Genomic DNA, 26243 nt, shown 5'->3' with positions numbered 1-26243 from the left:
TCCGCCGTCCCGGTCACGAGATGACCCGGGAGGAGAGTTCGGGGCGGGCCGGCAGCAGGCCGGTCGCCGCTCTGAGTGTGAGGACCATGGTCATACCGCCGCCGGGGGTGTCCTCGGCGGCGAGGGTGCCGCCCATCGCCTCGACGAAGCCGCGGGCGACCGCGAGTCCGAGGCCGACGCCGGCGCCGCGCGGTGCGTCGCCGTGGCGCTGGAACGGTTCGAATATCCGGTCCTTGGCCTCGTCGGGCACGCCGGGGCCGCTGTCGGTGACCCGTACCTCGACCCGGGCGCCGAGCGCGCTGGCCGCCACGGTGACCGGCTGCGCGTCGGGGCTGTACTTGACGGCGTTCTCGACGATATTGGCGACGGCGCGCTCCAGCAGTCCCGGATCGACGGCCACCATGGGCAGCGACTCGGGGATGTCCAGCTCCACGCTGTCCTCCGGCACGCCGCCGAGCGCCATCGGAACCACCTCGTCGAGGTCGATCTCGCGGATCAGCGGGGTGACGGTGCCGGTCTGCAGCCGGGACATGTCGAGCAGGTTGCCCACCAGGTGGTCGAGCCGGTCGGCGCCGTTCTCGATGCCGGCGAGCAGTTCGGCGCTGTCCTCCTCGGACCACTCGACGTCGTCGGAGCGCAGCGAGGAGACGGCGGCCTTGATCCCGGCGAGCGGGGTGCGCAGGTCGTGGCTGACGGCGGCGAGCAGCGCGGTGCGGATGCGGTTGCCCTCGGCCAGCTCGCGCGCCTGCTCGGCCTCGCCGACGAGGCGCTGCCTGTCGAGGACGACGGCGGCCTGCGCGGCGAAGGCGGCGAGCACCCTGCGGTCCTCGGCGGGCAGCATCCGGCCGGACAGGGCCAGCGCCATGTGGTCGCCCACGGGCATGTCCACGTCGGCGTCGTCGGGGCGGGTCGCGGGCTTGGGGCCGACACTGCCCGCGCAGGTCCAGGGGTCGACGTCGCTGGAGCGCTCCAGCAGGGCCACCGAGTCCATGGCGAAGGTCTCGCGTACGCGTTCGAGGAGGGCGTCGAGGGTCGTCTCGCCGCGCAGCACGCTCCCGGCGAGGAAGGACAGGATCTCCGACTCGGCGCGCAGCCGGGCCGCCTGGTGGGTTCTGCGGGCCGCCAGGTCCACTACGGAGGCGACGGCCACGGCGACGGCGAAGAAGACCACGAGCGCGACGATGTTCTTCGGCTCGGCGATGTCCAGGGTGTGGGTCGGTGGCGTGTAGTAGAAGTTCAGCAGCAGTGAGCTGACGGCGGCCGAGGCGAGCGCCGGTTTCAGTCCGCCGAACAGCGCGGACAGCACGGTCAGGAAGAGGAACAGCAGGACGTCGTTGGCGAGCCCGAGGGGGTCGGCCAGCGAGGAGAGCAGCAGCGAGAGCAGGACGGGCGCCACGACCCCGGCGAGCCAGCCCCAGATGATCCGGGAGCGGCCGAACCGCGCGCCGCGCGCCACCGGCAGTCCGCGCCCCTTGGCGACCTCGCTGTGGGTGACGATGTGGACGTCGAGGTCGGTGCCCGAATCGCGGGCGACCGTCGCGCCGACGCCGGGTCCGAAGATGTACTGCCAGGTCTTGCGGCGGCTCGATCCGAGGACGATCTGGGTGCCGTTCACGCCGCGGGCGAATTCGAGGAGCGCCGAGGGCACGTCCTCGCCTATGACGTGGTGGAAGGTGCCGCCGAGGTCTTCGACGAGGGTGCGCTGGAGCGCCAGTTCCTTGGGCGAGGCCGAGGTGAGCCCGTCGCTGCGGGCGATGTAGACGGCGAGGATCTCGCTGCCGGAGCCCTTGGCCGCCATCCGGGCGGCGCGGCGGATCAGCGTACGGCCCTCGGGGCCGCCGGTGAGGCCGACGACGATCCGCTCGCGGGCCTGCCAGGTGGAGCGGATGTTGTGCTCACCGCGGTACTGCTGGAGGTATTCGTCCACGCGGTCGGCCACCCACAGCAGGGCCAGCTCGCGCAGGGCGGTCAGGTTGCCGGGTCTGAAGTAGTTGGACAGCGCCGCGTCCAGCTTCTCCGGCTTGTAGATGTTGCCGTGCGCCATCCGGCGGCGCAGCGCCTGGGGCGACATGTCGACAAGCTCTATCTGGTCGGCCCTGCGGACGACCTCGTCGGGGACGGTCTCGCGCTGCCGCACCCCGGTGATGGACTCGACGACGTCGCCGAGGGACTCCAGGTGCTGGATGTTCAGGTTGGAGACCACGTTGATGCCGGCCTGGAGGAGCTCCTCGATGTCCTGCCAGCGCTTGTGGTTGCGGGAGCCCGGGACGTTGGTGTGCGCCAGCTCGTCCACGAGGGCGACGGCCGGCCGGCGTTCCAGTACGGCGTCGACGTCCATCTCGGTGAATACGGTGCCGCGGTACTCGATCTCGCGGCGGCTCACCTCTTCGAGGCCGCGCAGCATGACCTCGGTGCGCGGCCGGTCGTGGTGCTCGACGAAGGCGACGACGCAGTCGGTGCCGCGCTCCACCCGGCGATGCGCCTCGGAGAGCATCGCGTAGGTCTTGCCGACGCCCGGCGCCGCGCCCAGGTAGATCCGAAGCTTGCCGCGTCCCATGGCCCCATTGTCTTCCGGAAGAGCCGTCCGCGTCGGGCGGGCGGCTCTCTCGAAGCTACAGCCACCGATAGGGACATTTGGGGCATGCGGTCTGCTCCGGAGTGGGTCTTGACGCGACCCTGATGCGCCGGAATCCACCGTGACCGACGGTTGTGCCCGATCCGGACGACCGGCGCCAGGGAGTGTCCGACCTAGGCGTGTTCGACGATGTGGCCGTCGCTGAGTTCCAGCACCCGGTCGGCGAGGCCGAGGAGCTGTGTGTCGTGGGTGGCGACGAGCGCGGTGACGCCCTCGCTGCGTACGACGGCGCGCAGCAGCTCCATCACGTCGAGCCCGGTCTCCGCGTCGAGCTGCCCGGTGGGCTCGTCGGCGATCAGCAGGGCGGGCCGGTTGGCGAGGGCGCGGGCGATGGCCACCCGCTGCTGCTGGCCGCCCGACAGCTCGCCTGGCCGCTGGGCGGTGTGGTCGGCGAGACCGACCAGGGCGAGCAGCAGCGCCACCCGCTCGTCGCGCTCGCGGGCGTTCGTCCTGCGCAGCCGCATCGGCACTCCGACGTTCTCGGCGGCGGTCAGGATCGGGATGAGTCCGAAGGACTGGAAGATGAAACCGATCCGGTCCCTGCGCAGCGCGAGCAGCCCGTCCTCGCCGAGCGTGGACAGCTCGGTGCCGTCGACGGTGATCCGTCCCCGGCCCGGGGTGTCGAGGCCGCCGACCAGATTGAGCAGGGTCGTCTTGCCGGAGCCCGACCGGCCCTTCAGGGCGACGAGTTCGCCGCGCGGGATGTCGAAGGAGACACCGCGCAGGGCGTGTACGGCGGAGGCGCCCGCCCCGTACGAGCGGTGCACGTCCTCGACCCGCACCATGGGGCCGCCGGCCTCTTCCGCCAGGGTGGCCGCCGCGCCACGGACGCCGATGCTCTCACTCATGGGCGCCAGTATGTGCGGAGCCCATGAGTGAGAGCAATGGCCGTCGATCACCATCTGCCGTGCGTCAGCCCGCCAGCTCCCTCAGTGCGATGTTCAGCTTCAGGACGTTCACCTGGGGCTCCCCGATGAAACCGAGGGTGCGTCCGACGGTGTTCTTGTCGATCAGCTTCTCCACCTGCGCGAGGGTGAGGTGGTTCTTCTCCGCCACGCGGTGCGCCTGGAGCTGCGCGTACTGCGGGGAGATGGACGGGTCGAGTCCCGATCCGGACGAGGTGACGGCGTCGGCCGGCACCGCGGACGGCTTGACCGTGTAGCCCGGGGTCGAGTTGTCCTTGATCACGGCGGCCTTGGCGTCGGTGACCTGCTTGATCAGGTCCTTGCTGTCGCCCGCCAGGTTGGTGGCGCCGGAGAGGATCAGCGTGTACCGCGTGTTGACGCTGTTCTCGCCGAGACCGTTGGACGGGCGCGGCTGGAACCACTTGAGGTCGGGGGCCGGGGTCTCCTGGCCCTTCTTCAGCGGCAGGTCGTAGCGCTGCCCGATGAGGGACGACCCGACGACCTTGCCGTTCTCCTTGATCTCGGAGCCGTTCGCCTTGTTGTGGAAGGCGGCCTGGCCGATCCCCATTACCGCAAGCGGGTAAATCACGCCGCACAGGACGCTCAGGACGATGAGGGCGCGTAGCCCGGCCCAGCCGAGCCGGAGCACGCTGCCTGCCGAATTGTTCATGCTCATGCCGTTCACCCGATGCCGGGGATGAGAGAGATGATCAGGTCGATGATCTTGATGCCGATGAACGGCGAGATCAGGCCGCCGAGGCCGTAGATCGCGAGGTTCCTGCGCAGCATCTTGTCGGCGGTCGTCGGCCGGTAGCGCACACCGCGCAGGGCGAGCGGTACGAGCGCGACGATGACCAGCGCGTTGAAGATGACCGCCGACAGGATCGCGGACTCGGGCGACGACAGGTCCATGACGTTGAGCTTGTCGAGGCCCGGGTAGGCGACCGTGAACATCGCCGGGAGGATCGCGAAGTACTTCGCGACGTCGTTGGCGATGGAGAACGTGGTCAGCGCACCGCGGGTGATGAGCAGCTGCTTGCCGATCTCGACGATCTCGATCAGCTTGGTCGGGTTGGAGTCCAGGTCCACCATGTTCCCGGCCTCCTTGGCTGCCGAGGTACCGGTGTTCATGGCCACGCCGACGTCGGCCTGGGCGAGCGCGGGCGCGTCGTTCGTCCCGTCACCCGTCATCGCGACGAGCTTGCCGCCGCTCTGCTCACGCCTGATGAGCGCCATCTTGTCCTCGGGCGTGGCCTCGGCGAGGAAGTCGTCCACGCCCGCCTCGTCCGCGATGGCCTTGGCGGTCAGCGGGTTGTCACCCGTGATCATGACCGTCTTGATGCCCATCCTGCGCAGCTCGTCGAACCGCTCCCGCATGCCTTCCTTGACGACGTCCTTGAGGTGGACGACACCGAGGACCCTGGCTCCCGTGCCGTCCTCGACGGCGACCAGCAGCGGGGTGCCGCCGGCCTGGGAGATGGTCTCGGTCAGCATCCGCACCTCGTCGGGCACCTGGCCGCCGCGCTCCTGGACCCAGGCCACGACCGAACCGCTCGCGCCCTTGCGGACCTTGCGCCGTACGCCTTCCTCTTCGAGGTCGACGCCCGACATCCGGGTCTGGGCGGTGAAGGCGATCCAGTCGGCCCCGGTCAGCTCGCCCCGGGTGCGCTCGCGCAGGCCGTACCGCTCCTTGGCGAGGACGACGACGGACCGGCCTTCGGGGGTCTCGTCGGCCAGCGAGGAGAGCTGGGCGGCGTCGGCGAGTTCGTCCTCGCGCACCCCGTGGACGGGCACGAACTCGGACGCCTGGCGGTTGCCGAGGGTGATGGTGCCGGTCTTGTCGAGCAGCAGCGTCGACACGTCGCCCGCCGCCTCGACGGCCCGTCCCGACATCGCCAGCACGTTGCGCTGGACGAGCCGGTCCATGCCGGCGATGCCGATCGCGGAGAGCAGCGCGCCGATGGTGGTCGGGATCAGACAGACCAGCAGGGCGACCAGCACGATCGTCGTCTGCCGCGATCCCGCGTAGATGGCGAACGGCTGGAGGGTGACGACGGCGAGCAGGAAGACGATGGTCAGCGAGGCGAGCAGGATGTTCAGCGCGATCTCGTTGGGTGTCTTCTGCCGTGCGGCGCCTTCGACCAGCTTGATCATCCGGTCGATGAAGGTCTCGCCGGGCTTGGTCGTGATCTTCACGACGACCCGGTCGGAGAGGACCTTCGTACCGCCGGTGACGGCCGAGCGGTCACCGCCCGACTCGCGGATGACGGGGGCGGACTCACCGGTGATGGCCGACTCGTCGACGGACGCGACGCCTTCGACCACGTCACCGTCGCCGGGGATGGTGTCGCCCGCCTCGCAGACGACCAGGTCGCCGATGCGCAGTTCGGTGCCGGGCACCCGCTCCTCGGCCGTGCCGTTCAGCCGCCGGGCGACGGTGTCGGTCTTGGCCTTGCGCAGCGTGTCCGCCTGCGCCTTGCCGCGTCCTTCGGCCACCGCCTCCGCCAGGTTGGCGAAGATCGTGGTGAGCCACAGCCAGCCGGCGATGGTCCAGCCGAACCAGTTGCCCGGGTCCTTGAAGGCGAACACGGTCGTCAGGACGGATCCGACGAGGACCACGAACATGACGGGCGATTTCCACATGACGCGCGGGTCGAGCTTGAGCACGGCCTGCGGGAACGACGTCAGCAGCTGTTTGGGGTCGAACATGCCGCCGCCGACGCGGTTGCCCTGGCTGTTGTGGCCCGCTGGTAGGTCGCTGTGCGGCGCACGGGTCGGAGTGGACGTGGACATCGAGTCCTCTTGCTTCAGACGAGTGGTCATGACGCCAGCCCCTCGGCCAGCGGTCCCAGCGCGAGCGCGGGAAAGTAGGTCAGACCGCTGACGACGATGACGGTGGCGACGAGCAGCCCCGCGAACAGCGGCTTGTGGGTGCGCAGCGTGCCCAGCGACGCCGGGATCTTCTTCTGCTCACCGAGCGAGCCCGCCAGCGCCAGGATGAAGACGATCGGCAGGAACCGGCCGAGCAGCATCGCCAACCCGATCGTGGTGTTGTACCACTGGGTGTCGGAGCTGAGTCCGGCGAAGGCCGAGCCGTTGTTGTTGGCACCGGACGTGAAGGCGTACAGGACTTCGGAGAAGCCGTGCGCGCCGCTGTTGAGCATCGAGTTCTTCGGCGTGGTCATCGCCATGGACGCGGCGGTGAAGCCGAGCGCGAGGGCCGGCGTGATCATGATGTAGAGCGCGGCGAACTTGATCTCGCGGGTGCCGATCTTCTTGCCCAGGTACTCGGGCGTACGGCCGACCATCAGGCCGGCGATGAAGACGGCGACGATCGCGAGGATCAGCATGCCGTAGAGCCCGGAGCCGACACCGCCCGGCGCCACTTCGCCCAGCATCATGCCCAGCAGGGTGATTCCGCCGCCGAATCCGGTGAAGGACGAGTGGAACGAGTTGACGGCGCCCGTCGACGTGAGCGTGGTGGTCGTCGCGAAGAGCGACGAGCCGCCGACCCCGAAGCGGGTCTCCTTGCCCTCCATGGCACCGCCCGCGATGTTGAAGGCGGGCGCGCCGTGGTGGAACTCGGTCCACATCATCAGGGCGGTGAAACCGATCCAGATCGTCACCATCGCGGCGAGGATCGCGTATCCCTGCTTGACCGAGCCGACCATCGTGCCGAAGGTGCGGGTCAGGGCGAAGGGGATGACCAGGATCAGGAAGATCTCCAGGAGGTTCGAGATCCCGCTCGGGTTCTCGAACGGGTGGGCCGAGTTGGCGTTGAAGTAACCGCCGCCGTTGGTGCCCAGCTCCTTGATGGCCTCCTGGGAGGCGACCGCGCCGCCGTTCCACTGCTGCGAGCCGCCGGCGAACTGGCCGACCTCGTGGATCCCGGAGAAGTTCTGGACGGCGCCGCAGGCGACCAGCACGACGGCGCCGATGAACGCGATCGGGATCAGGATGCGGACGGTGCCGCGCACCATGTCCGCCCAGAAGTTGCCCAGTTCACCGGTACGGGAGCGGACGAAGCCCCGGATGAGGGCGACGGCGACGGCCATGCCGACAGCCGCCGAGAGGAAGTTCTGGACGGCGAGGCCACCGGTCTGTACGACGTGGCCCATGGCCTGTTCGCCGTAGTACGACTGCCAGTTGGTGTTGGAGACGAAGGACGCCGCCGTGTTGAAGGCCTGGTCGGGGTCGATCGACGAGAAGCCGAGCGAGCCGGGCAGGCTCCCCTGGACCCGCTGCATCAGGTACAGGAAGAGCACGCTGATGAGCGAGAAGGCGAGCAGGCCGCGCAGGTAGGCGGGCCAGCGCATCTCGGTGGCCGGGTTGGCGCCGATGGCCCTGTAGATCCACTTCTCGACGCGCAGATGCTTCGGCGAGTTGTACACCCGTGCCATGTAGTCGCCCAGCGGGCGGTACACCAGACCGAGTACCACGATCAGGGCGATCATCTGGAGCACCCCGGCGAGTACGGGACTCATCACTCAGAACCTCTCAGGACGGACGAGGGCGAGGACGAGGTACACCAGGAGGGCGACGGCGACGACGAGGCCGACGATTGTCTCGGCGCTCACAGTTTCGCCACCCCCTTGGCGATGAGAGCCACCAGCGCGAACACCGCGATCGTGGTGAGGACGAAGGCCACGTCGGCCATCGGTCTGCTCCTAGCTGAGATGAGGCGGAATCTGACTTCTTGAGGAAACCTCCTCGTCCGCCCGATTCCGCTCGCGTTGACGTGTCCCATACGGCCACGGGCACCGGCTTGACGCACTCCATATGTCAGCGGCCGTGACCAGGGGAAACGCCAGTGGGCCGCACCCCGGGTGCCGGGGTACGACCCACTGCTCTCAGCTGTGTTCCGCCCGTCGTCCGACGGGCCCTTCGTCAGCGCACTTCGGTGATCTCGGGGCCGCGCTGGAGCGAGCCCATGCCGCCGGAGAACCGGGAGCCCTCCTGCTCGTCCTGCTGGACGCCCTCGGGCACCATCTGCGCGTCGTTGGGGAGCTTCAGGACGATCGGGTCACGGGGCGCCATCGGTCCGTCGCCACGTACCACCACGGTGTCCCGGAAGACGCTCTCCAGCAGGCCCGCGGCCTCGGGCTGCACGGCGCCCTGCCCGGAGATCACGCCGCGCAGGAACCAGCGGGGGCCGTCGACCCCGATGAAGCGCACCAGCTGGACGCCTCCGGTGCCGTCGGGCAGCTGTACGGGGACCTGCGCGCGCAGCTCCCAGCCCAGCGGGCCCTCGACCTCGTCGATGATGCCGCCCTGCTGGGTGATGCCGGTGGCGATCTCCTCGCGGACCTCGCCCCAGATGCCTTCCTTCTTGGGCGCCGCGAACGCCTGGAGCTGTACGGCGCTGTCGCGCACCACGACCGTGGCGGCCACGATCGCGTCACCGGCGACCTCGACCCGCAGCTCCATGCCTTCGACTCCGGGCACGAAGATGCCGCCCAGGTCGACCCGGCCGTCGTCGGCCTTGCTGACCTCGGAGATGTCCCAGGGACCGTCGGGCCGCGGGGCCGGAGGAAGGTTCACCCGGCGGCTCGCGGGCTCGGCGTCGGCAGCGCCTGCGTCGGCGTCAGCGGCGTCGTACGACTCGACGTCCTGCCCTGCCTCGCCGGCCGCGTCCGTCGCGTCCTCTGCGGAACCACTCTTCTTGCGACGTCCGAACACGTCACTGTCCTTCCCGGTCGGATACGACCGAAGCGTATCGATTCCCACCCTGTGCGCCGTCCACGGCGGCATGGCCGCCGGTGGACCCGAAGCCCCCCTCGGCCCGCGCGGAACCGGGAAGCTCCGCCACCTCGTGGAAGCGCACCTTCTCGACCTGCTGGACGACGAGTTGGGCAATCCGGTCGAACCGTTCGAACCGCACGCTCTCGCGCGGGTCCAGATTCACCACGATCACCTTGATCTCTCCACGGTACCCGGCATCCACCGTCCCCGGGGCATTCACGAGGGCGACACCGCACCGGGCGGCGAGCCCGGAACGCGGGTGCACGAAGGCCGCGTAGCCGTCCGGCAGCGCGATCGACACGCCCGTCGGGAGCACGGCACGCTCACCGGGCGCCAGCTCGGCGGCCTCGGTGGTGACCAGATCCGCCCCGGCGTCGCCGGGGTGCCCGTAAGCGGGGAGCGGCACCTGCGGATCGGTCCTGCGGATCAGCACATCGACAGGGGGACGGCTCATGGGTTCACCTCGAAGGCACGTGCGCGCTTGATCTGGTCGGGGTCGGCCATGGCTGCCCGGATCTCCTCCTGGCGGCCGTGTGAGACGAAGTGATCGACCTTGACCTCGACGAACAGGGCGTCGGCGCGGACCGCCACCCGCCCGTCGGGGCCGCCGATCCGGCCGGTGGCCGTCGAGTAGATCTTCCGGCCGTGCACGGCGGTGACCTCGGCCTCCAGGAACAGCACCGTGCCGACCGGCACCGGACGCAGGTACTCGGTCTGCAGCTTCCCGGTCACCGCCACCACCCGCAGCAGCCAGCCGAGGGCGCCGAGCGTCTCGTCGAGCGCGGTGGCCAGCACCCCGCCGTGGGCGAGCCCCGGCGCACCCTGGTGGGCCGCGCCGACGGTGAACTCGGCGGTGAGGCTGACGCCTTCGCCGGCCCGCGCCTGGAGGTGCAGTCCGTGCGGCTGCTGGTCGCCGCAGCCGAAACAGTGCTGGTAGTGCGAGCCGAGCAGCTCTCCGGGAGCCGGGGCGTCGGGATGCCGCACCGGGGCCGTGGCGTCGGCCGGAGGTGTCAGGGCCGGGGAACCCCCGGAGGTGCCCGCGGGTGTTCCCGGTGATGGCGCGTTACTCACAGGCGCAGACCTTACCCGCGCGGCGGCCCGCCGGGCGCACCGTGCCAAGCTTGGTCCATGGAGCACTCCGCCGCACGCTACGACGAACGTCTGACCGCACCGGCCTCCTGGTGGGGCATCGCCGCCCTCGTGGGGGTGGCGGGCGCGCTGATCCTGCTGCCGCTGGGGCCGCTGCCGATGCTCGGCGGGCTGGTGGGCGCGGGCGCGCTGGCGGCGGGCGGCGTCAGCGCGTACGGCTCGGCGCGGATCCGGGTGGTGGCCGATTCGCTGGTGGCGGGCGACGCCAGGATCCCGGTCTCGGCGCTCGGCGAGGCCGAGGTGCTGGACGGCGAGGAGGCGCGGGCCTGGCGGCTGCACAAGGCCGACCCGCGTGCGTTCATGCTGCTGCGCAGCTACGTCCCGACGGCGCTGCGGGTGCCGGTCGTCGACCCGGACGATCCGACGCCGTACCTGTATCTGTCGACCCGCGACCCGCAGGCGCTCGCCTCGGCGCTCGACGCGGTGCGCGCGAGCTGACTCCGGTACGTACGAGCCGGCGCCGTCAGGGCCGGACGACAGGCCCTAGCTCCCCAGCTCCTTGGGGAACTCGGGCGGCAGCTCCTTGGGCTGCTCCAGCGGGGGCAGGGCGGGCAGCGCGTCCCAGGCGACCTGCCTGGTCCGCAGGTCGTCGCGGATGCGCTCGGCGACGTGTTTGGTGTCGCGGCGGTTCATCATGGCGCCGACGGCGGCCCCGATCATGAACGGGACCAGGTTCGGCAGGCTGCGGACGGTGCGCTTCATGATCTGCTGGCGCAGTTCGCGCTTCATCCGGTTGCTGAGGGCCGAGTTGATGGAGGCGGCGGGCTTGGTGACGTCGACCCCGCGCTCCTCGGTCCAGGACGTCAGATAGGCCGTGCCGCGCTCGCGCAGATTGCCGGGCGGCCGCTGTCCGTAGACCTCGTGCAGCTCGGCGATCAGCTTCAGCTCGATCGCGGCGACCGCCGTGATCTCGGCGGCCAGCTCGGCCGGCATCGCCGGCGGTACGGGCAGCATCGCGGCGGCGCCGATGCCCGCGCCCACGGTCGAGGTGCTGTTGGCGGCGCCCGCGACGAGCTTGTCGGCCAGCTCCTCGGGCCCGAGGCCGGGGAACTGCCCGCGCAGGGTCGCCAGATCGCGCACGGGCACGCGCGGGGCGATGTCGATGATCCGGTCGGCGACGAAGCCGAGCCCCGCCTTGGCGCTCGCGCCGCCTTTCCGTACTCCCCGTTTGACGGCACCCAGGCGACGGCCCTTGGTCACGGGGTCGTCGTGGTCTTCCTGGTCTGCTCCGAGCGAGGCCGGCAGGCCTCGCTCGTCGTCACGTGCGCCGGGACTGTGCAGGAGAGCGGCGTGCTCAGCAGAGGGCTCAGTGCCTTCTGCCGGGCCTGTGCCGCCCTGGTACGCCTCCGGTGCACTGTTACGCCGGAAGCGTCGTTTCCTGGACGGTGCGTCGTCTGCCACGGCTGCCTCGACCTCAGTCGCAGTCGCGGCAGATCGGCTGACCGTTCTTTTCCCTCGACAGCTGGGACCGGTGATGCACCAGGAAGCAGCTCATGCAGGTGAACTCGTCGGCCTGCCTGGGCAGCACCCGGACGGACAGCTCCTCGTTGGAGAGATCCGCGCCGGGCAGCTCAAGGCCTTCCGCCTGCTCGAACTCGTCGACGTCAACCGCTGACGTCGACTTGTCGTTCCGACGGGCCTTCAGTTCCTCAAGGCTGTCCTGATCGACGTCGTCATCGGTCTTGCGTGGGGTGTCGTAGTCCGTTGCCATGTCGCTCTCCCCCTCTGGGTTTCTGTGGTGTCTCCAGCGCACGTAACGCGTGAGAGGCCGGACTTGTGCCCGACCTGAGGCGGAGATTTTGCCTCACATCAAGGTCTGTTACTCAATCGACACCCAACCGCACCCCTCACGAGTGATCGGCTTCAGGTGGCGAAGGGGACCGTACACGGTCCGAATGTCGTACTTCACGGGCGCCACCCCGTGTACTTCCCGTAATCCTGGCCTCTGGAAACCCGGACTTTACTGGCTTTCCGGCGGTGGCTTGATCACGGAGCGTAGATAGGCGTGAAATCGACCGTGCGATCGATCACACATGGACACAACAGGAAAGTGTCCAGAAAATTCCGCGCAAAGCGAACAAAGATGGCTCAGGTCCGTCATCATGAGGCCCGGCTTCAGACAGGCAGCGTGACGCGCATCACGAGCCCGCCGCCCTCCCGGGGTTCCGCGATGATACGGCCGCCGTGCGCCCTGGCGACGGAGCGCGCGATCGACAGGCCGAGACCCACCCCCTTGTCACTGCCGGTGCGCTCGGTGCGCAGCCGCCGGAAAGGCTCGAAGAGATTGTCGATCTCGTACGCGGGAACGACGGGACCCGTGTTCGACACCAGCAGGATCGCCTGACCCTGCTGCAGCTCCGTGCCGACCTCCACCCAGCCGCCCTCCGCGATGTTGTAACGGACGGCGTTCTGTACGAGGTTCAGCGCGATCCGCTCCAGCAGCACGCCGTTGCCCTGCACCACGGCCGGCACACAGGCGGTGCGGATCTCCACCCCCTTCTGCTCGGCCTCGGCCAGCGCCTGGTCCACGGCCCGGGTGGCGACCTCCGCGAGGTCCACCGGTTTTCGGTCCACGAGCTGGTTGTCGCTGCGGGCGAGCAGCAGCAGCCCCTCGACCAGCTGCTCGCTGCGCTCGTTGGTGGCCAGCAGGGTCTTGCCGAGCTGCTGCAGCTCGGCCGGCGCGCCCGGGTCGGAGAGATGGACCTCCAGCAGCGTGCGGTTGATCGCGAGCGGTGTGCGCAGCTCGTGCGAGGCGTTGGCGACGAACCGCTGCTGCGCCGTGAAGGCGCGCTCAAGGCGCTCCAGCATCTCGTCGAAGGTGTCGGCCAGCTCCTTCAGCTCGTCGTCCGGGCCGTCCAGCTCGATCCGGCGCGCCAGGTCGGAGCCGACCACCCGGCGGGCGGTACGGGTGATCCGGCCGAGCGGCGAGAGCACCCGTCCCGCCATCGCGTAGCCGAAGGCGAAGGCGATGATGCTGAGGCCGACCAGGGCGAACAGCGAGCGGGTCAGCAGGTCCTCCAGCGCCTGCTGGCGCTGGTGGTTGACGCAGCTGTTCATCAGCGAGTTGAACGTGTCCGGATCGGCGTTGGCGGGGAAGTTGCAGACCTGGCTGCTGACCCTGCCCGAGACGATCTTGAACGGCAGCTCGCTGCCCACGTGCAGTGCCTGCGCCGCCAGCATGTAGATGATCGACAGCAGCAGGATGCCGGCGATCAGGAACATCCCGCCGTAGAGCAGCGTCAGCCGTATCCGGATGGTCGGGCGGACCCAGGGGAGCAGCTGCTCCTGGCGTCTGGGGTCCCAGGTCGGTTTCGGTGGCGTCGTGGGCGGCGCCGGGGTGGCGGCCATCGGCATCAGATCCGGTAGCCGGAGCCGGGCACGGTCACGATCACCGGAGGTTCACCGAGCTTGCGGCGCAGGGTCATCACGGTGACCCGCACGACATTGGTGAACGGGTCGGTGTTCTCGTCCCACGCCTTCTCCAGCAGCTGCTCGGCCGAGACCACCGTGCCCTCGCTGCGCATCAGGACGTCCAGGACCGCGAACTCCTTCGGCGCGAGCTGGATCTCCTTGCCGTCCCTGAAGACCTCGCGGCGGTTGGGGTCGAGCTTGATCCCGGACCGTTCGAGCACGGGCGGCAGGGGCACCGTCGTCCGGCGGCCGAGCGCGCGGACCCGCGCGGTCAGCTCGGTGAAGGCGAAGGGCTTGGGGAGGTAGTCGTCGGCGCCCAGCTCAAGGCCCTCGACCCGGTCGCTGACATCGCCGGAGGCGGTGAGCATCAGCACCCGGGTGGGCAGCCCCAGCTCGACGATCCTGCGGCACACGTCGTCACCGTGGACCAGCGGAAGGTCACGGTCGAGCACCACCACGTCGTAGTCGTTGACGCCGATCCGCTCCAGGGCGGCCGAGCCGTCGTACACGACGTCGACGGCCATGGCCTCCCGGCGCAGTCCGGTGGCCACCGCATCGGCGAGCAGCTGCTCGTCCTCGACGACGAGTACGCGCACGTCGTTGTTCCTTCCTCGAAGCCTTCTGTACCGGTCCTTACCGGGCCGCATCCACGGCTGGTGCTGCCCCATCCTGCCTGGTACGGCCATAAACCGGCGGTAAGACGATGCCGGACGACCAGGCACAACCGGGAATAGACAGGATTATTCGAGAAGTTGAGGTTTCTGCCCGGCCGGGGCTGGGGATGACGAGTTCACACCTGAGATCGCGCCCTGTACGTGGCATGTCATAGCCCGGTCCGTCCCCCAGAGACAGACGGGTGCGAGATCGAACCGCCGTCGGCACACCCCCGTGCCACTGAACCGATGACGTCGGCACACCCCCGTGCCACTGACCCACGACGAGGGGGCGCAATGGACGCATTCACCGCAGGGCTGCTGCAGCGTATAAGGGCCACGCAGACAGACCTCACACGAGCCCGTGAGACGGGCGACGACTTCCTCGCGGACGTCGAGCAGGAAGAGCTGGAGGATCTGCGGCGCCTCGCCGCGGAACACGGTGTCGAGGTCGGCGCGCCGAGCGTCTGACCCCGTACATGTCCTGACCCATACGTTCGGCCCGCGTCGGTACGCGCGGGTCCCCGAGGTTCACACAGGTAAGGGCCCCGGCGCCGAGGGGATGGCGCCGGGGCCCTTCCGTGTGCGGGCGTCCGGATGCCCCGGCTTCGGGTCAGTCGTGCCAGGCGCCGTACTCCTCCAGCAGCGTCTGGAGGGGTCCGAAGACACCGGGCGACGCGGCCACGGTCAGCTCGCGGTCGGGCCGCGCGCCGGGGCGTCCGCCCGTCAGCGCTCCCGCCTCCCTGGCGATCAGCTCGCCCGCCGCGAGGTCCCAGGGGAAGAGCCCCCGCTCGAAGTAGCCGTCGAGCCGGCCCGCCGCCACGTCGCACAGGTCGACGGCGGCCGAGCCGCCCCGCCGGATGTCCCGCAGCCGCGGGATCAGCCGCTGGGCGACGGCGGCCTGATGGGTACGGACCGTGGTGACGTAGTTGAAGCCGGTGGAGACCAGCGCCTGGTCGAGCGAGGGCGAGGGGCGGCAGGTGACGCTCCGGCCGTTGACGAGAGCGCCGCCGCCCCGTACCGCCTGGAAGGTCTCCCGGCGCAGCGGGATCTCCACCACACCGACCAGCGTCTCGCCGTCGCGTTCGGCGGCGATGGACACGGACCAGGTCGGCAGCCCGTACAGATAGTTGACGGTGCCGTCGAGCGGGTCGATCACCCAGCGCACCCCGCTGGTGCCGGCCGAGCTGGCGCCCTCCTCGCCGAGGAAGCCGTCGTCCGGGCGGTGCTCGGAGAGATACGTCGTGATCAGCTTCTCCGCCGCGATGTCCATCTCGGTGACGACATCGATGGGGCTGGACTTCGTGGCGGCGACGGCGAGATCGTCGGGGCGGCCGTCCCGCAGCAGCGCGCCGGCCTGCCGCGCGGCCTCCAGGGCGAGGGCGAGCAGTTCGGCGGTCAGCGAGTCGTCGGTCGAGGCGTCGTCGGACACAAGGGGCTCCTTCAGGCGTACGGGCTGTCGGCGCCCGCGGCGGCGGGCCTGGGGGCGCGGGCCGGGCAGCAGCCGACCGGGCAGAGGTCGTGGCTCGGGCCGAGGGCGCCCAGCGCGCAGCGCTCGGGGTCGCGGCCCCGCTCGGCCGCCGCCCGCTCCAGGAGGAGATCGCGTACGGCGGCGGCGAAGCGCGGGTCGGCGCCGACCGTCGCCGAGCGGCGGACGGGCAGGCCGAGTTCGGCGGCCTTGGCCGTGGCCTCGGTGTCCAGGTCGTACAGGACCTCCATATGGTCCGAGACGAAGCCGATGGGGGCCATCACGACGGCGGGGACGCCTTCGCCGTGCAGCTTCTCCAGGTGGTCGCAGATGTCGGGTTCCAGCCACGGGATGTGCGGGGCGCCGCTGCGCGACTGGTAGACGAGCTGCCAGGGGTGGTCGACGCCGGTCTCCTCGCGCACGGTGTCGGCGATCAGCCGGGCGACGTCGAGGTGTTCGGCGACGTAGGCGCCGCCGTCGCCGTGCGCGTCGGCGGGCCCCGACGTGTCGGCGGCGGCCTCCGGGACGGAGTGGGTGGTGAAGGCGAGGTGCGCGCCGGCCCGTACATCCTCCGGCAGGTCGGCGAGCGAGGCCAGCACGCCCTCGATCATGGGGCGGACGAAGCCCGGGTGGTTGAAGTAGTGCCGCAGCTTGTCGACGCGCGGCAGCTCAAGCCCCTCGTCGGCGAGCGTGGCGAGGGCGTCGGCGAGGTTCTCGCGGTACTGGCGGCAGCCCGAGTAGGAGGCGTAGGCGCTGGTGGCGAGGACCGCGATCCTGCGCCGGCCGTCCGCGACCATCTGCCGCAGGGTGTCGGTCAGGTACGGCGCCCAGTTGCGGTTGCCCCAGTAGACCGGCAGCTCGACGCCGTGCTCGGTGAAGTCCGCGCGCAGCGCGGCCAGCAGGGTGCGGTTCTGTTCGTTGATCGGGCTGACGCCGCCGAACAGGAAGTAGTGCTTCCCCACTTCTTTGAGCCGTTCCTCGGGGATGTCGCGGCCGCGGGTCACGTTCCGCAGGAACGGGACGACGTCGTCCGGGCCTTCGGGGCCGCCGAAGGACAGCAGGAGCAGGGCGTCGTAGGGGGAAGTCACAAGCTCTTCGGGCATGTTTCGATCCTGCCATCCGCCCTGGCCGCTCGGACAACCGCCGCACTCGTAACCTGTACGGACCTTCTTCATTCCTTACCGGAGCGTTCCCTTGCCCAGTCCGTACCAGGCGATCTTCACCACTCCCGGCGCCAAGGGATTCAGCGCTGCCGGTCTGCTCGGCAGGTTGCCGCTGTCCATGATGGGCATCGGCGTCGTGACGATGATCTCGCAGCTCACCGGCAGGTACGGCCTCGCGGGCGCGCTCTCGGCGACGCTGGCGATGTCCTCGGCCGCGCTCGGCCCGCAGATCTCCCGGCTGGTCGACCGGCACGGCCAGCGGCGGGTGCTGCGGCCCGCCGCACTGGCCGCTGTGGCGGCCGTCGCCGGACTGCTGTTCTGCGCCCAGCAGGAGGCGCCGGAGTGGACGCTGTTCGTCTTCGCGGCCGGAGCGGGCAGCGTGCCGAGCGTGGGCTCGATGGTGCGGGCGCGCTGGGCCGAGATCTACCGGGACTCACCGCGCGAGCTGCACACCGCGTACGCGTGGGAGTCGACCGTCGACGAGATGTGCTTCATCGTCGGCCCGATCGTCTCCATCGGTCTGTCGACCGCGTGGTTCCCCGAGGCGGGTCCGCTGCTCGCCGCCTGCATCCTCGCGGTCGGTGTCCTGTGGCTGACGGCGCAGCGCGCCACCGAGCCCGTGCGCGGCCGCGCGAGGAGCACACCGGGCGTTCGGCGCTGCGCTCCCCCGGGCTGCGGGTGCTGGTGACCACCTTCCTGGCGACCGGGGCGATCTTCGGCGCGATCGACGTGGTGACGGTCGCCTTCGCCGAGGAGCAGGGCCACAAGTCGTGGGCGAGCCTGGTGCTCGCCGTGTACGCGCTCGGGTCCTGTCTCGCGGGGGCGGTGTTCGGGCTGCTGCACTTCACCGGCTCGGCGTCGCGGAGATGGCTGGTGGGTGTCTGTGCGATGGCCGTGAGTATGATCCCTCTCCAACTGGCCGGGAGCCTGCCGTTCCTGGCCGTGGCGCTCTTCGTCTCGGGGCTCCTGGTCGCACCGACGATGGTCACCACGATGGCCCTCGTCGCGGCGCACGTACCGCGTACCGAACTGACCGAGGGAATGACCTGGACCAGTACCGGGCTCCTGGTCGGGGTGGCGCTCGGCTCGTCGGCGGGCGGCTGGGTGGTCGATGCGGCGGGGGCCGAGGCGGGGTACTGGGTACCCGCCGCCGCAGGGGCGCTCGCGGCCGTGGTGGCGGTCCTGGGGGCTCGCCGGCTGCGCGTGCCGACGGCCGTACGGCCGGAAACTGTGCGACGAGGGAGCGGGGCCGATGAGCTGGAGCCAGTCGACGAGGACGGCGACCACGACGAGGGGCGGAGCCTGGCGTAACTGGGCGGGGAACGTCACCGCCCGGCCGGCCCGCACGGTCTCCCCCAGGTCCGTCGACGAGCTGGCCGCGGTCATCCGCCGGGCGGCGGAGGACGGGCTCAAGGTCAAGGCCGTCGGTACGGGCCACTCGTTCACCTCGGCGGCGGCGACCGACGGGGTGCTCGTACGGCCCGACCTGCTGACCGGCATCCGCTCGGTCGACCGGGCGGCGAGGACCGTCACCGTCGAGGCGGGCACCCCCATGAAGCGGATGAACGCGGGGCTGGCCCGCGCGGGCCTGTCGCTCACGAACATGGGCGACATCATGGAGCAGACCGTCGCGGGCGCGACCTCCACCGGGACGCACGGCACGGGCCGCGACTCGGCGTCGATAGCCGCCCAGATCCGCGCGCTGGAACTCGTCACCGCCGACGGCTCGCTGCTGCGCTGCTCCGCCGACGAGAACCCGGAAGTCTTCGCCGCCGCCAGGATCGGGCTGGGGGCGCTGGGTGTAGTGACCGCGATCACCTTCGCCGTCGAGCCGGTCTTCCTGCTGACGGCCCGTGAGGAGCCGATGAGCTTCGACCGGGTGACCGCCGAGTTCGACGAGCACTTCACCGAGAACGAGCACTTCGAGTTCTACTGGTTCCCGCACACCGGCAACTGCAACACCAAGCGCAACAACCGCAGCGCGGGCCCCGCCGCCCCGCCCGGCCGGGTCAGCGGCTGGATCGAGGACGAGTTCCTCTCCAACGGCGTCTTCCAGGCCGCGTGTTCGCTGGGCCGGGCCGTGCCGGTGACCATCCCCGCCATCGCGAAGGTCTCCAGCCGCGCGCTGTCGGCCCGTACGTACACGGACATTCCTTACAAGGTCTTCACCTCACCGCGCCGGGTGCGGTTCGTGGAGATGGAGTACGCGCTGCCGCGCGCCGCTGCGGCCGACGCGCTGCGCGAGGTCAAGGCGATGGTGGAGAGTTCACCGCTGCGGGTGAGTTTTCCGGTGGAGGTGCGGACGGCGCCCGCCGACGACATCGCGCTGTCGACGGCCTCGGGCCGGGAGAGCGTCTACATCGCCGTGCATCTCTACCGAGGCACCCCGCACCAGGCGTACTTCACCGCGGTGGAGCGGATCATGACGGCGCACGGCGGCCGGCCGCACTGGGGGAAGATCCACACCCGGGACGCGGAGTATCTGGCGGGCGTGTACCCGCGCTTCGGCGAGTTCACGGCGCTGCGCGACCGGCTCGATCCCGACCGGCTGTTCGCCAACGACTACCTGCGCCGGGTGCTCGGCGACTGACGGACCCACGGCACCTCACTGCCCCGAGGTGCCCGTACCGGTCTCCGACGTGGCGGCGCCACCGTCGCCCTGCGAAGGCGTCGGGGCGAGTGCCGAAGGGGTGGGCGCGCTGTCGGAGGGCGAGGGCTGCGGGGTGCCGGGGCTCCGCGAAGGTCCGACCTGCTGCCCGCCGTCCCCGCTGCTCGGGGAGTCGCCGGGGGACGGGGTGACCTGACTGGTCCCGTCGTCGCCGGGGGCGCCACCGGGGTCCTGACCTGGGTCTTGTGACCGCTGGGTGTCACCGGGCTGAGGGGACGGCTCGGACGGTTGCCCGCCACCGCCTCCTCCGCCGCTGCCTCCGACGACCGAGCCGACGGTTGTGCCCTTGCCGCCGCTGAGGTCCTGTCCCGAGACCAGTTCGAAGCCGGTGATGCCGATCATCGCCACCAGGAAGACGACGGCCGCGGCGATGACCGGGCGCTTCCAGCCCCGTACCCGGGTGCCGTGCGTGGTGGCTTCACCGAACTCCCCGTCCGGCGCCTCGGCGAGGGTGACCGGGCCCGAGCCCGCGTCCCGCACCGGGACCTGACGGCCCTTCGGCTTCGCCTGGACCGTCACTACACGTATCTGCTCGCCGGTGCGCCGGAACAGATGCTGGAAGACGGAGGCCCCGCACGTCGCGATCACGCTGACCACACCCGCGCCGATGATCGTGCCGTACACGCCGAGCTGGGAGGCGAGCACCGCAGCCGCGATGGCGGCGACCGCACTGCCCGCGACCTGCGGAAGGCTGAGGTCGAGCCGCCGCCCCCCGCGCCCCCCTTCGTCGTCCGCGCCCGGCGTCGCCCCGCCGTCCTGCCGCTGATTCATCTCCAGCCCCTGCTTGCCCATCTGCCCCACCCTGCATCAGGAAGGGACAATTGGGCGAAGTGAAACCTTCCGATTCTGCGGATTGTGTGAAGCGCAACACCGGACGACGGCCGGGGGAAGGGCTCAACTCCCGTGGTCACGGAGAACTTGGGCGGCGCGTCAGCCCACCCGGATGGCCCGAATGGAGTACTGTGGCGAGCCCTGGGGCCGGACTCCCTCGCGGGTGTCCGGGACCTCCGGAAGGGGGCCGAAGTGGCACTCGATCCGGCGGGGCCGTTGCGCCGCACGGACGCCTGCTGCACAGAGTGACCGGTCCGTCACTCTGCGTCGCAAACAGGTAACCGTGCCATAACGGCGATCCAGGACCCCTGCCCGACACGCCGGGCAACACGGCAAGGTTGTGGCAGGCTGCACCCGGGCAGGCCACACTCGACTAGCGGAAGCAGCGACGCACGTGACGTCGGCAGGCACCACCCGGGAGGTTCCCATGCCCGAACTGCGTGTCGTGGCCGTCTCGAACGACGGCACACGACTGGTGCTCAAGGCTGCCGACAGCACGGAATACACGCTGCCGATCGACGAGCGGCTGCGGGCAGCCGTACGGAACGACCGTGCCAGGCTCGGTCAGATCGAGATCGAGGTGGAGAGCCACCTCAGGCCCCGTGACATCCAGGCGCGGATACGGGCCGGAGCATCGGCCGAAGAGGTCGCCCAGTTCGCCGGCATCCCCGTCGACCGGGTCAGGCGCTTCGAGGGCCCCGTGCTGGCCGAGCGCGCCTTCATGGCCGAGCGCGCGCGGAAGACAGCTGTCCGGCGGCCCGGCGAGAACGCGGGTCCCCAGCTCGGTGAGGCGGTGCAGGAGCGGCTCACCCTGCGCGGCGCCGAGAAGGAGACCGTCCAGTGGGACTCCTGGCGGCGGGACGACGGCACCTGGGAGGTGCTGCTGGTCTACCGCGTCGCCGGTGAACCGCACTCGGCGAGCTGGACGTACGACCCGCCCAGGCGGCTCGTCCAGGCCGTCGACGACGAGGCGCGCGCGCTGATCGGCGATCCCGACGACACGCTGGCGGCCCCGAGCCAGGAGCCGAGCTTCCCGTTCGTGCCCCGGATCGCCAGGCTGCCGCGCGACCGGCCGCTCGACCGCGCCCTCGACCGGGCCATGGAGCGCCCCGGCGTACCGGCGGAGCCCGACGAGACCAGTGAGCGCGACTCGCTGACGAGCCTGCTGGAGGCGGTACCGAGCTTCCGTGGCGACATGGTCGTGCCCGAGCGGCCCGCGCCGCCCGAGCCGCCCGCCGCCGAGCCCGCGCAGGAGCCGGAGGCCGAGGAGCCGCCGGCGCCCGCGGCTTCGGCCGGTGCCGGGTCCGCCTACGCGGACGTGCTCATGCCGCGCTCGGTCTCCGGTCACCGCGACCGGCTCACCGGCACGACGGACCGGCAGGCCGAGGCGGACGGTGTCCGGCCCGGCAGGCGCGCGGCGGTGCCGAGCTGGGACGAGATCGTCTTCGGCACGCGCCGCAAGAAGCAGGAGTAGCGCTTCGTCGTACGCGCTTCGTTCTACGCGACAGCGCGGTGGCCCGTACGCATCTGATGCGTACGGGCCATCGCGCTGTCCGGCCTAGGCGGGGTCCGGTCCGGTGGCGACCGGGCGGGTGGTGTCCGCCGACCACTCCGACCAGGAGCCCGCGTACAGCGCCGCCGGGATGCCCGCGATCTCCAGCGCCAGCACCTGCTGGGCCGCCGACACGCCCGAGCCGCAGTAGACCCCGACCTCGGTGCCGGGGGTGGCGCCCAGGGCCTCGAACCGGCTCACAAGATCAGCAGTCGGGAGGAAGGTGCCATTTTCGGCCAGATTCCCGCTCGTAGGAGCGGAGTGCGCGCCTGGCACATGGCCGGCCACCGGATCGATCGGCTCGATCTCGCCCCGGTAGCGCTCGGCGGCCCGCGCGTCGAGCAGGAGTCCCCGCCGGGCGAGCGCGGCGGCGCCGTCCGCGTCGAGCACCGGGAGTCCGCCGGGCGCCGGGCGGAAGTCGCCCTCCTCGGGCTTCGGAATCTCGGTGGACAGCGGCCCTGTCCAGCTTGCGAGACCGCCGTCCAGTACGCGGACGTCCTGGTGGCCCGCCCAGCGCAGCAGCCACCAGGCGCGCGCCGCCGACCAGCCCTGAGCTCCGTCGTAGACGACCACGGACGAGTCGGCGGACACACCGGCGCGGCGCATCACGGCGCCGAAAGCGGCAGCGTCGGGGAGCGGATGGCGCCCCGCGGGCCCGGGCTCACCGGCCAGTTCGGTGTCCAGATCGACGTAAACGGCGCCCGGCAGATGCCCCGCCTCGTACGCGGGGCGGCCGGGCGGCCCGCCCAGCGTGTAGCGGATGTCCAGGAGGACGGGCGGCCGGGGTCCGGCCGACTCGCCCGCGAGTTCCGTCGCGGTGATGATGGCTGTCATACCGCCATCCTCGCGCACCCCGTCATAGCCGCGTAACGCCGCCAAAACGCGCGGTAAACACCGAATCCAGATCACGCCAAAAGCGGTGGAGTCGAGAAGCGCGGCGGGCCGGGTGGTGCGAGAGTCTGCTTGGGAGTGTCCCCGCGACCCGGAGCGGGACTTCGCGGACACGCCCCAGGGACGCACCCCGCGAGTCCGCCGGGTACACGAGGAGAGTCGATGACCGAGGCAGCGATCCGGCGCACTCCAGGCACGCCCTGCTGGGTGAGTCTGATGGTGCACGGCCTGGCCGCGACCCAGGAGTTCTACGGCGCGCTGTTCGGCTGGGAGTTCCAGGAGGGCCCCGGGCAGCTCGGCCCCTATGTGCGCGGGACGCTCGACGGTCAGGTGGTCGCCGGCATCGGCGAGCTGCCGCCCGACCGGCATCTGCCCATCGCCTGGACGACGTATCTGGCGACCGACGACGCCGACTCGACCGCCGAGACCATCAGGAGCTGCGGCGGCACCGTCGGCGTGGGCCCGCTGGACGCGGGCAAGGCGGGCCGGCTGGCCATCGCCTCCGACCCGGCCGGCGCGGTCTTCGGCATCTGGCAGGCGTGGGCGCACACCGGGACCGCGGTCGCGCAGTCCCATGGCACGCCCGCGTGGAACGAGCTGCTGACCCGGGAGACGTCGTCGGTCGCCAAGTTCTACCAGGCGGTCTTCGGCTACGACGCCGAGGCGGTCGTCTCCGCCGACTTCGACTATCTGACGCTGCGGCTCGCAGGACGGCCTGTCGCCTCGCTGCACGGCCTGGGCAACTCCCTCCCGCGCGAGCTGGGTTCGCACTGGATGACGTACTTCGAGGTGGAGGACACGGACGCGGCGGCGCGGCTCGTGACCGAACTCGGCGGGGACGTCATCCAGCCGCCGCACGAGGAGGAGACGGGCCGGGCGGCGAAGGTCGCCGACCCGGAGGGCGCGGTCTTCACGATCGTCAGGTCCACCTCCCGCTGAGCGCTTGCGGCGAGGCCGCCCAGGCACGACGGCGACGCCCGACGGGCACCACGGCCGTGACGGGGCGTCAGTTGTGCCGGGGCGCCGCCGCGCGGTCCGCGAGTGCGAGGGTGCGGCGGGCCCCCGCCACCACGGCCGCGTCCACGAACCGGCCGTCGGGCAGCGCCAGCGCTCCCCCGTCGGTCTCGGCAGCGGCAACCGTCTCCCTGGCCGCCGCCACCTCGGCGACCGTCGGCAGATAGGCCCGCTCGATCACCGGCAACTGCCGTGGGTGGATGGCCGTCCGGCCGAGGAACCCGAGCGCGCGGCCCCGCGCGCAGGACTCGGCGAGCCCGGCCAGATCCTTGACGTCGGGGTAGACGGACTGCGCCGGTGGCGCGAGTCCCGCCGCGCGGGCCGCCACGACGACCCGGGCGCGCGGCCAGGCGAGCGCGTTCTCGTCGCTCATGCCCAGATCGGCCCGCAGATCCGCCTCGCCGAGCGCGATCCCCCGCACGGCGGGATCGGCGGTGGCGACGGCGAAGGCGTTCTCGATGCCGAGCGCCGATTCCAGCAGCGGGTAGAGACCGGGGACGGCGCCGCCGTGGCCCGCGTCGCCGTCCGGCCGGGCCCGTAGCTGCCGTACGACATCGGCGATCTCGGCGGCGACAGCGACCTTCGGCAGCCGGAGACCGCCGAGCCCCGGCAGCGACGCCAGCGCCGCCAGGTCGGCCGCCGCGTGCTGCCCTCCGATCGCGTTGATCCGCACATGGACGGCGGCCGGGCCCGGCGCGGGCTGCGCCAGCAACTCGGCGGTGGCGGCCCTGGCGTACTCCTTACGGTCGGGGGCGACCGCGTCCTCCAGGTCGACCAGCACCACATCGGCGCCGGACCGCAGCGCCTTGGCCACCACGTCGGGCCGGTCGCCCGGCGCGTACAGCCAGGTCAGTACGGTGTCCATGGCGCCCGGCGCGCGGGGCGCGGTGACGGATCCCGTGCTCACAGCGCGCCGCCTTCCCGCAGTCCGGCGATCTCGTCGTCGCTCAGGCCCAGTTCGGCCAGGATCTCGGTGGTGTCGGCGCCGTGCGGACGGCCCGCCCATTTGACGGCGCCGGGTGTCGCGGAGAGCCGGAAGAGGACGTTCTGCATCTGCACCGGCCCCAACTCCTCGTCCTCGACGCGGACGATGGAGCCGAGCGCGCGGTACTGCGGATCGGCCATCACGTCCCGCACGTCGTAGATCGGCGCGACGGCGGCCTGTGCCTTCTCGAAGACCGCGACCACCTCGTCGGCGTCGTGCCGGGCGATCCAGCCGCCGACCGCCTCGTCCAGGGCGTCGGCGTGCTGGGCGCGGCCCGCGCCGGTCGCGAACCACGGCTCGTCGATGAACTCGGGGTGGCCGACGAGCCGTACGACCCGTTCGGCGATGGACTGGGCGGAGGTCGAGACGGCCAGCCACTTGCCGTCGGCGGTCCGATAGGTGTTGCGCGGGGCGTTGTTGGCTGACCGGTTGCCCGTCCTCGGCTGCACATAGCCGAGTTGGTCGTGCCACAGGATCTGCGGGCCGAGCATGGCCAGCATCGGCTCGATGATCGCCATGTCCACGACCTGGCCCTCGCCGGTGCGGTCGCGGCCCGCCAGCGCGGTCATCACCGCGTACGAAGTGGCCAGCGCGGCCACGGAGTCGGCGAGGCCGAAGGGCGGCAGGGTGGGTGGCCCGTCCGGCTCGCCGGTGACGGCGGCGAAGCCGCTCATGGCCTCGGCGAGGGTGCCGAACCCCGGCCGGGTGGAGTACGGGCCGAACTGGCCGAAGCCGGTGACCCTGGCCAGCACCAGACGGGGGTTGACCGCGGACAGCTCCTCCCAGCCGAGACCCCATTTCTCCAGGGTGCCGGGGCGGAAGTTCTCGATGATCACATCGGCGTCGGCGGCCAGTTTGAGCAGCACGTCCCGACCGCCGGGGGTGGACAGGTTGAGCGTCAGATTGCGCTTGTTGCGGCCGAGGTGCTTCCACCAGAGGCCGACGCCGTCCTTGCTGGGGCCGTGGCCACGGGACGGGTCGGGCTTCAGCGGATGCTCGATCTTGGTCACCTGCGCGCCGAAGTCACCGAGCATGGTGGCGGCGAGCGGACCGGCGAACAGCGTCGCCATGTCCAGCACGCGCAGCCCGTCGAGCGGGCCGGGGTGCCGGGGCGCCGAGTGGTCGTCGTCCGGGGGCTGTTGCTGCATGGCGTGCCTGGGCCTTTCGTGTCGGCAG

General features: G+C 71.1%; 24 protein-coding genes and 1 pseudogene. 6 read left to right on the top strand and 19 right to left on the bottom strand.

Annotated features, from left to right (window positions below):
* Positions 1 to 13 precede the first annotated feature (13 nt).
* The 9 genes from OHS57_RS28775 to OHS57_RS28735 form a co-directional block, all read right to left on the bottom strand.
* Positions 14 to 2557: a sensor histidine kinase gene (locus OHS57_RS28775; protein ID WP_041983312.1), complete on the bottom strand. Its 2544-nt coding sequence runs from the start codon at positions 2555 to 2557 to the stop codon at positions 14 to 16.
* Positions 2558 to 2748: 191 nt separating this feature from the next.
* Complete coding sequence (locus OHS57_RS28770; protein ID WP_443042986.1) at positions 2749 to 3483, bottom strand: ABC transporter ATP-binding protein; 735 nt, start codon at positions 3481 to 3483, stop codon at positions 2749 to 2751.
* Between the two features lie 64 nt (positions 3484 to 3547).
* Entirely contained in the window at positions 3548 to 4210 is a 663-nt protein-coding gene (locus OHS57_RS28765; protein WP_328585191.1) for a potassium-transporting ATPase subunit C, read from the bottom strand.
* Between the two features lie 11 nt (positions 4211 to 4221).
* Entirely contained in the window at positions 4222 to 6333 is a 2112-nt protein-coding gene (gene kdpB, locus OHS57_RS28760; protein ID WP_443043103.1) for a potassium-transporting ATPase subunit KdpB, read from the bottom strand.
* A gap of 26 nt (positions 6334 to 6359) precedes the next feature.
* Positions 6360 to 8024: a potassium-transporting ATPase subunit KdpA gene (gene kdpA, locus OHS57_RS28755; protein ID WP_328583749.1), complete on the bottom strand. Its 1665-nt coding sequence runs from the start codon at positions 8022 to 8024 to the stop codon at positions 6360 to 6362.
* Between the two features lie 3 nt (positions 8025 to 8027).
* The gene (gene kdpF / locus OHS57_RS28750; protein ID WP_041983318.1) at positions 8028 to 8117 is read right to left on the bottom strand and encodes a K(+)-transporting ATPase subunit F; all 90 of its coding nucleotides are present in this window, start codon (positions 8115 to 8117) and stop codon (positions 8028 to 8030) included.
* A 310-nt stretch (positions 8118 to 8427) separates the two neighbouring features.
* Positions 8428 to 9219, bottom strand: a complete 792-nt coding sequence (locus OHS57_RS28745) for a DUF3710 domain-containing protein (RefSeq protein ID WP_041983322.1) — start codon at positions 9217 to 9219, stop codon at positions 8428 to 8430.
* Between the two features lies 1 nt (position 9220).
* Positions 9221 to 9736: a dUTP diphosphatase gene (dut, locus tag OHS57_RS28740; protein WP_041983325.1), complete on the bottom strand. Its 516-nt coding sequence runs from the start codon at positions 9734 to 9736 to the stop codon at positions 9221 to 9223.
* Positions 9733 to 10353, bottom strand: coding sequence for a PaaI family thioesterase (locus OHS57_RS28735; RefSeq protein WP_078863366.1), 621 nt, complete (start codon positions 10351 to 10353; stop codon positions 9733 to 9735). The genes dut and OHS57_RS28735 overlap by 4 nt, the downstream gene beginning before the upstream one ends.
* Positions 10354 to 10410: 57 nt before the next feature.
* Here OHS57_RS28735 and OHS57_RS28730 point away from each other — a divergent pair, with 57 nt between their 5' ends.
* A complete protein-coding gene (locus OHS57_RS28730; RefSeq protein ID WP_041983331.1) occupies positions 10411 to 10869 on the top strand; it encodes a DUF3093 domain-containing protein in 459 nt (152 codons plus the stop codon).
* Positions 10870 to 10914: 45 nt separating this feature from the next.
* Here the strand turns inward: OHS57_RS28730 and OHS57_RS28725 are convergent, their stop codons facing one another.
* The 4 genes from OHS57_RS28725 to OHS57_RS28710 form a co-directional block, all read right to left on the bottom strand.
* Positions 10915 to 11832, bottom strand: coding sequence for a hypothetical protein (locus OHS57_RS28725; RefSeq protein WP_041983335.1), 918 nt, complete (start codon positions 11830 to 11832; stop codon positions 10915 to 10917).
* A gap of 13 nt (positions 11833 to 11845) precedes the next feature.
* On the bottom strand, positions 11846 to 12142 hold the full coding sequence (locus OHS57_RS28720; protein ID WP_030902691.1) for a DUF4193 domain-containing protein: 297 nt from the start codon (positions 12140 to 12142) through the stop codon (positions 11846 to 11848).
* A 404-nt stretch (positions 12143 to 12546) separates the two neighbouring features.
* Positions 12547 to 13779 (bottom strand): sensor histidine kinase, encoded by a 1233-nt coding sequence (locus OHS57_RS28715; protein WP_041994920.1) that lies wholly within the window; start codon positions 13777 to 13779, stop codon positions 12547 to 12549.
* A 5-nt stretch (positions 13780 to 13784) separates the two neighbouring features.
* Positions 13785 to 14438, bottom strand: coding sequence for a response regulator transcription factor (locus OHS57_RS28710; protein WP_041983338.1), 654 nt, complete (start codon positions 14436 to 14438; stop codon positions 13785 to 13787).
* A gap of 354 nt (positions 14439 to 14792) precedes the next feature.
* Between OHS57_RS28710 and OHS57_RS28705 the strand changes: the two genes are divergently transcribed.
* Positions 14793 to 14966: a hypothetical protein gene (locus OHS57_RS28705; protein WP_198533181.1), complete on the top strand. Its 174-nt coding sequence runs from the start codon at positions 14793 to 14795 to the stop codon at positions 14964 to 14966.
* 142 nt (positions 14967 to 15108) lie between these two features.
* Here the strand turns inward: OHS57_RS28705 and OHS57_RS28700 are convergent, their stop codons facing one another.
* A complete protein-coding gene (locus OHS57_RS28700; protein ID WP_241778443.1) occupies positions 15109 to 15927 on the bottom strand; it encodes an inositol monophosphatase family protein in 819 nt (272 codons plus the stop codon).
* A gap of 11 nt (positions 15928 to 15938) precedes the next feature.
* The gene (locus tag OHS57_RS28695; protein ID WP_041983343.1) at positions 15939 to 17066 is read right to left on the bottom strand and encodes a ferrochelatase; all 1128 of its coding nucleotides are present in this window, start codon (positions 17064 to 17066) and stop codon (positions 15939 to 15941) included.
* 91 nt (positions 17067 to 17157) lie between these two features.
* Here OHS57_RS28695 and OHS57_RS28690 point away from each other — a divergent pair.
* Positions 17158 to 18437: pseudogene (locus tag OHS57_RS28690) on the top strand (MFS transporter).
* On the top strand, positions 18379 to 19716 hold the full coding sequence (locus OHS57_RS28685) for a D-arabinono-1,4-lactone oxidase (RefSeq protein WP_328583748.1): 1338 nt from the start codon (positions 18379 to 18381) through the stop codon (positions 19714 to 19716). Before OHS57_RS28690 ends, OHS57_RS28685 begins: the two are co-directional and overlap by 59 nt.
* A 15-nt stretch (positions 19717 to 19731) precedes the next feature.
* Here OHS57_RS28685 and OHS57_RS28680 read toward each other — a convergent pair whose 3' ends face one another.
* Positions 19732 to 20586 (bottom strand): hypothetical protein, encoded by an 855-nt coding sequence (locus tag OHS57_RS28680; protein WP_328583747.1) that lies wholly within the window; start codon positions 20584 to 20586, stop codon positions 19732 to 19734.
* Positions 20587 to 21052: 466 nt separating this feature from the next.
* Between OHS57_RS28680 and sepH the strand changes: the two genes are divergently transcribed.
* Positions 21053 to 22099, top strand: coding sequence for a septation protein SepH (sepH, locus tag OHS57_RS28675; protein ID WP_328583746.1), 1047 nt, complete (start codon positions 21053 to 21055; stop codon positions 22097 to 22099).
* A gap of 84 nt (positions 22100 to 22183) precedes the next feature.
* Here the strand turns inward: sepH and OHS57_RS28670 are convergent, their stop codons facing one another.
* On the bottom strand, positions 22184 to 23011 hold the full coding sequence (locus OHS57_RS28670) for a sulfurtransferase (protein ID WP_328583745.1): 828 nt from the start codon (positions 23009 to 23011) through the stop codon (positions 22184 to 22186).
* A gap of 219 nt (positions 23012 to 23230) precedes the next feature.
* Here OHS57_RS28670 and OHS57_RS28665 point away from each other — a divergent pair, with 219 nt between their 5' ends.
* Positions 23231 to 24007, top strand: a complete 777-nt coding sequence (locus OHS57_RS28665) for a VOC family protein (protein ID WP_041983352.1) — start codon at positions 23231 to 23233, stop codon at positions 24005 to 24007.
* A 67-nt stretch (positions 24008 to 24074) separates the two neighbouring features.
* Here OHS57_RS28665 and OHS57_RS28660 read toward each other — a convergent pair whose 3' ends face one another.
* Both OHS57_RS28660 and OHS57_RS28655 read right to left on the bottom strand, forming a co-directional pair.
* Entirely contained in the window at positions 24075 to 24947 is an 873-nt protein-coding gene (locus tag OHS57_RS28660) for an HpcH/HpaI aldolase/citrate lyase family protein (RefSeq protein WP_328585190.1), read from the bottom strand.
* 38 nt (positions 24948 to 24985) lie between these two features.
* Complete coding sequence (locus tag OHS57_RS28655) at positions 24986 to 26215, bottom strand: CaiB/BaiF CoA transferase family protein (RefSeq protein WP_328583744.1); 1230 nt, start codon at positions 26213 to 26215, stop codon at positions 24986 to 24988.
* Positions 26216 to 26243: the final 28 nt, after the last annotated feature.

Source organism: Streptomyces sp. NBC_00370, from assembly GCF_036084755.1.
In the GTDB taxonomy this organism is placed as follows: Bacteria; Actinomycetota; Actinomycetes; order Streptomycetales; family Streptomycetaceae; genus Streptomyces.
Note: the sequence above shows the minus strand (reverse complement) of the source record. Positions and strands in the feature narration are given on the sequence as shown.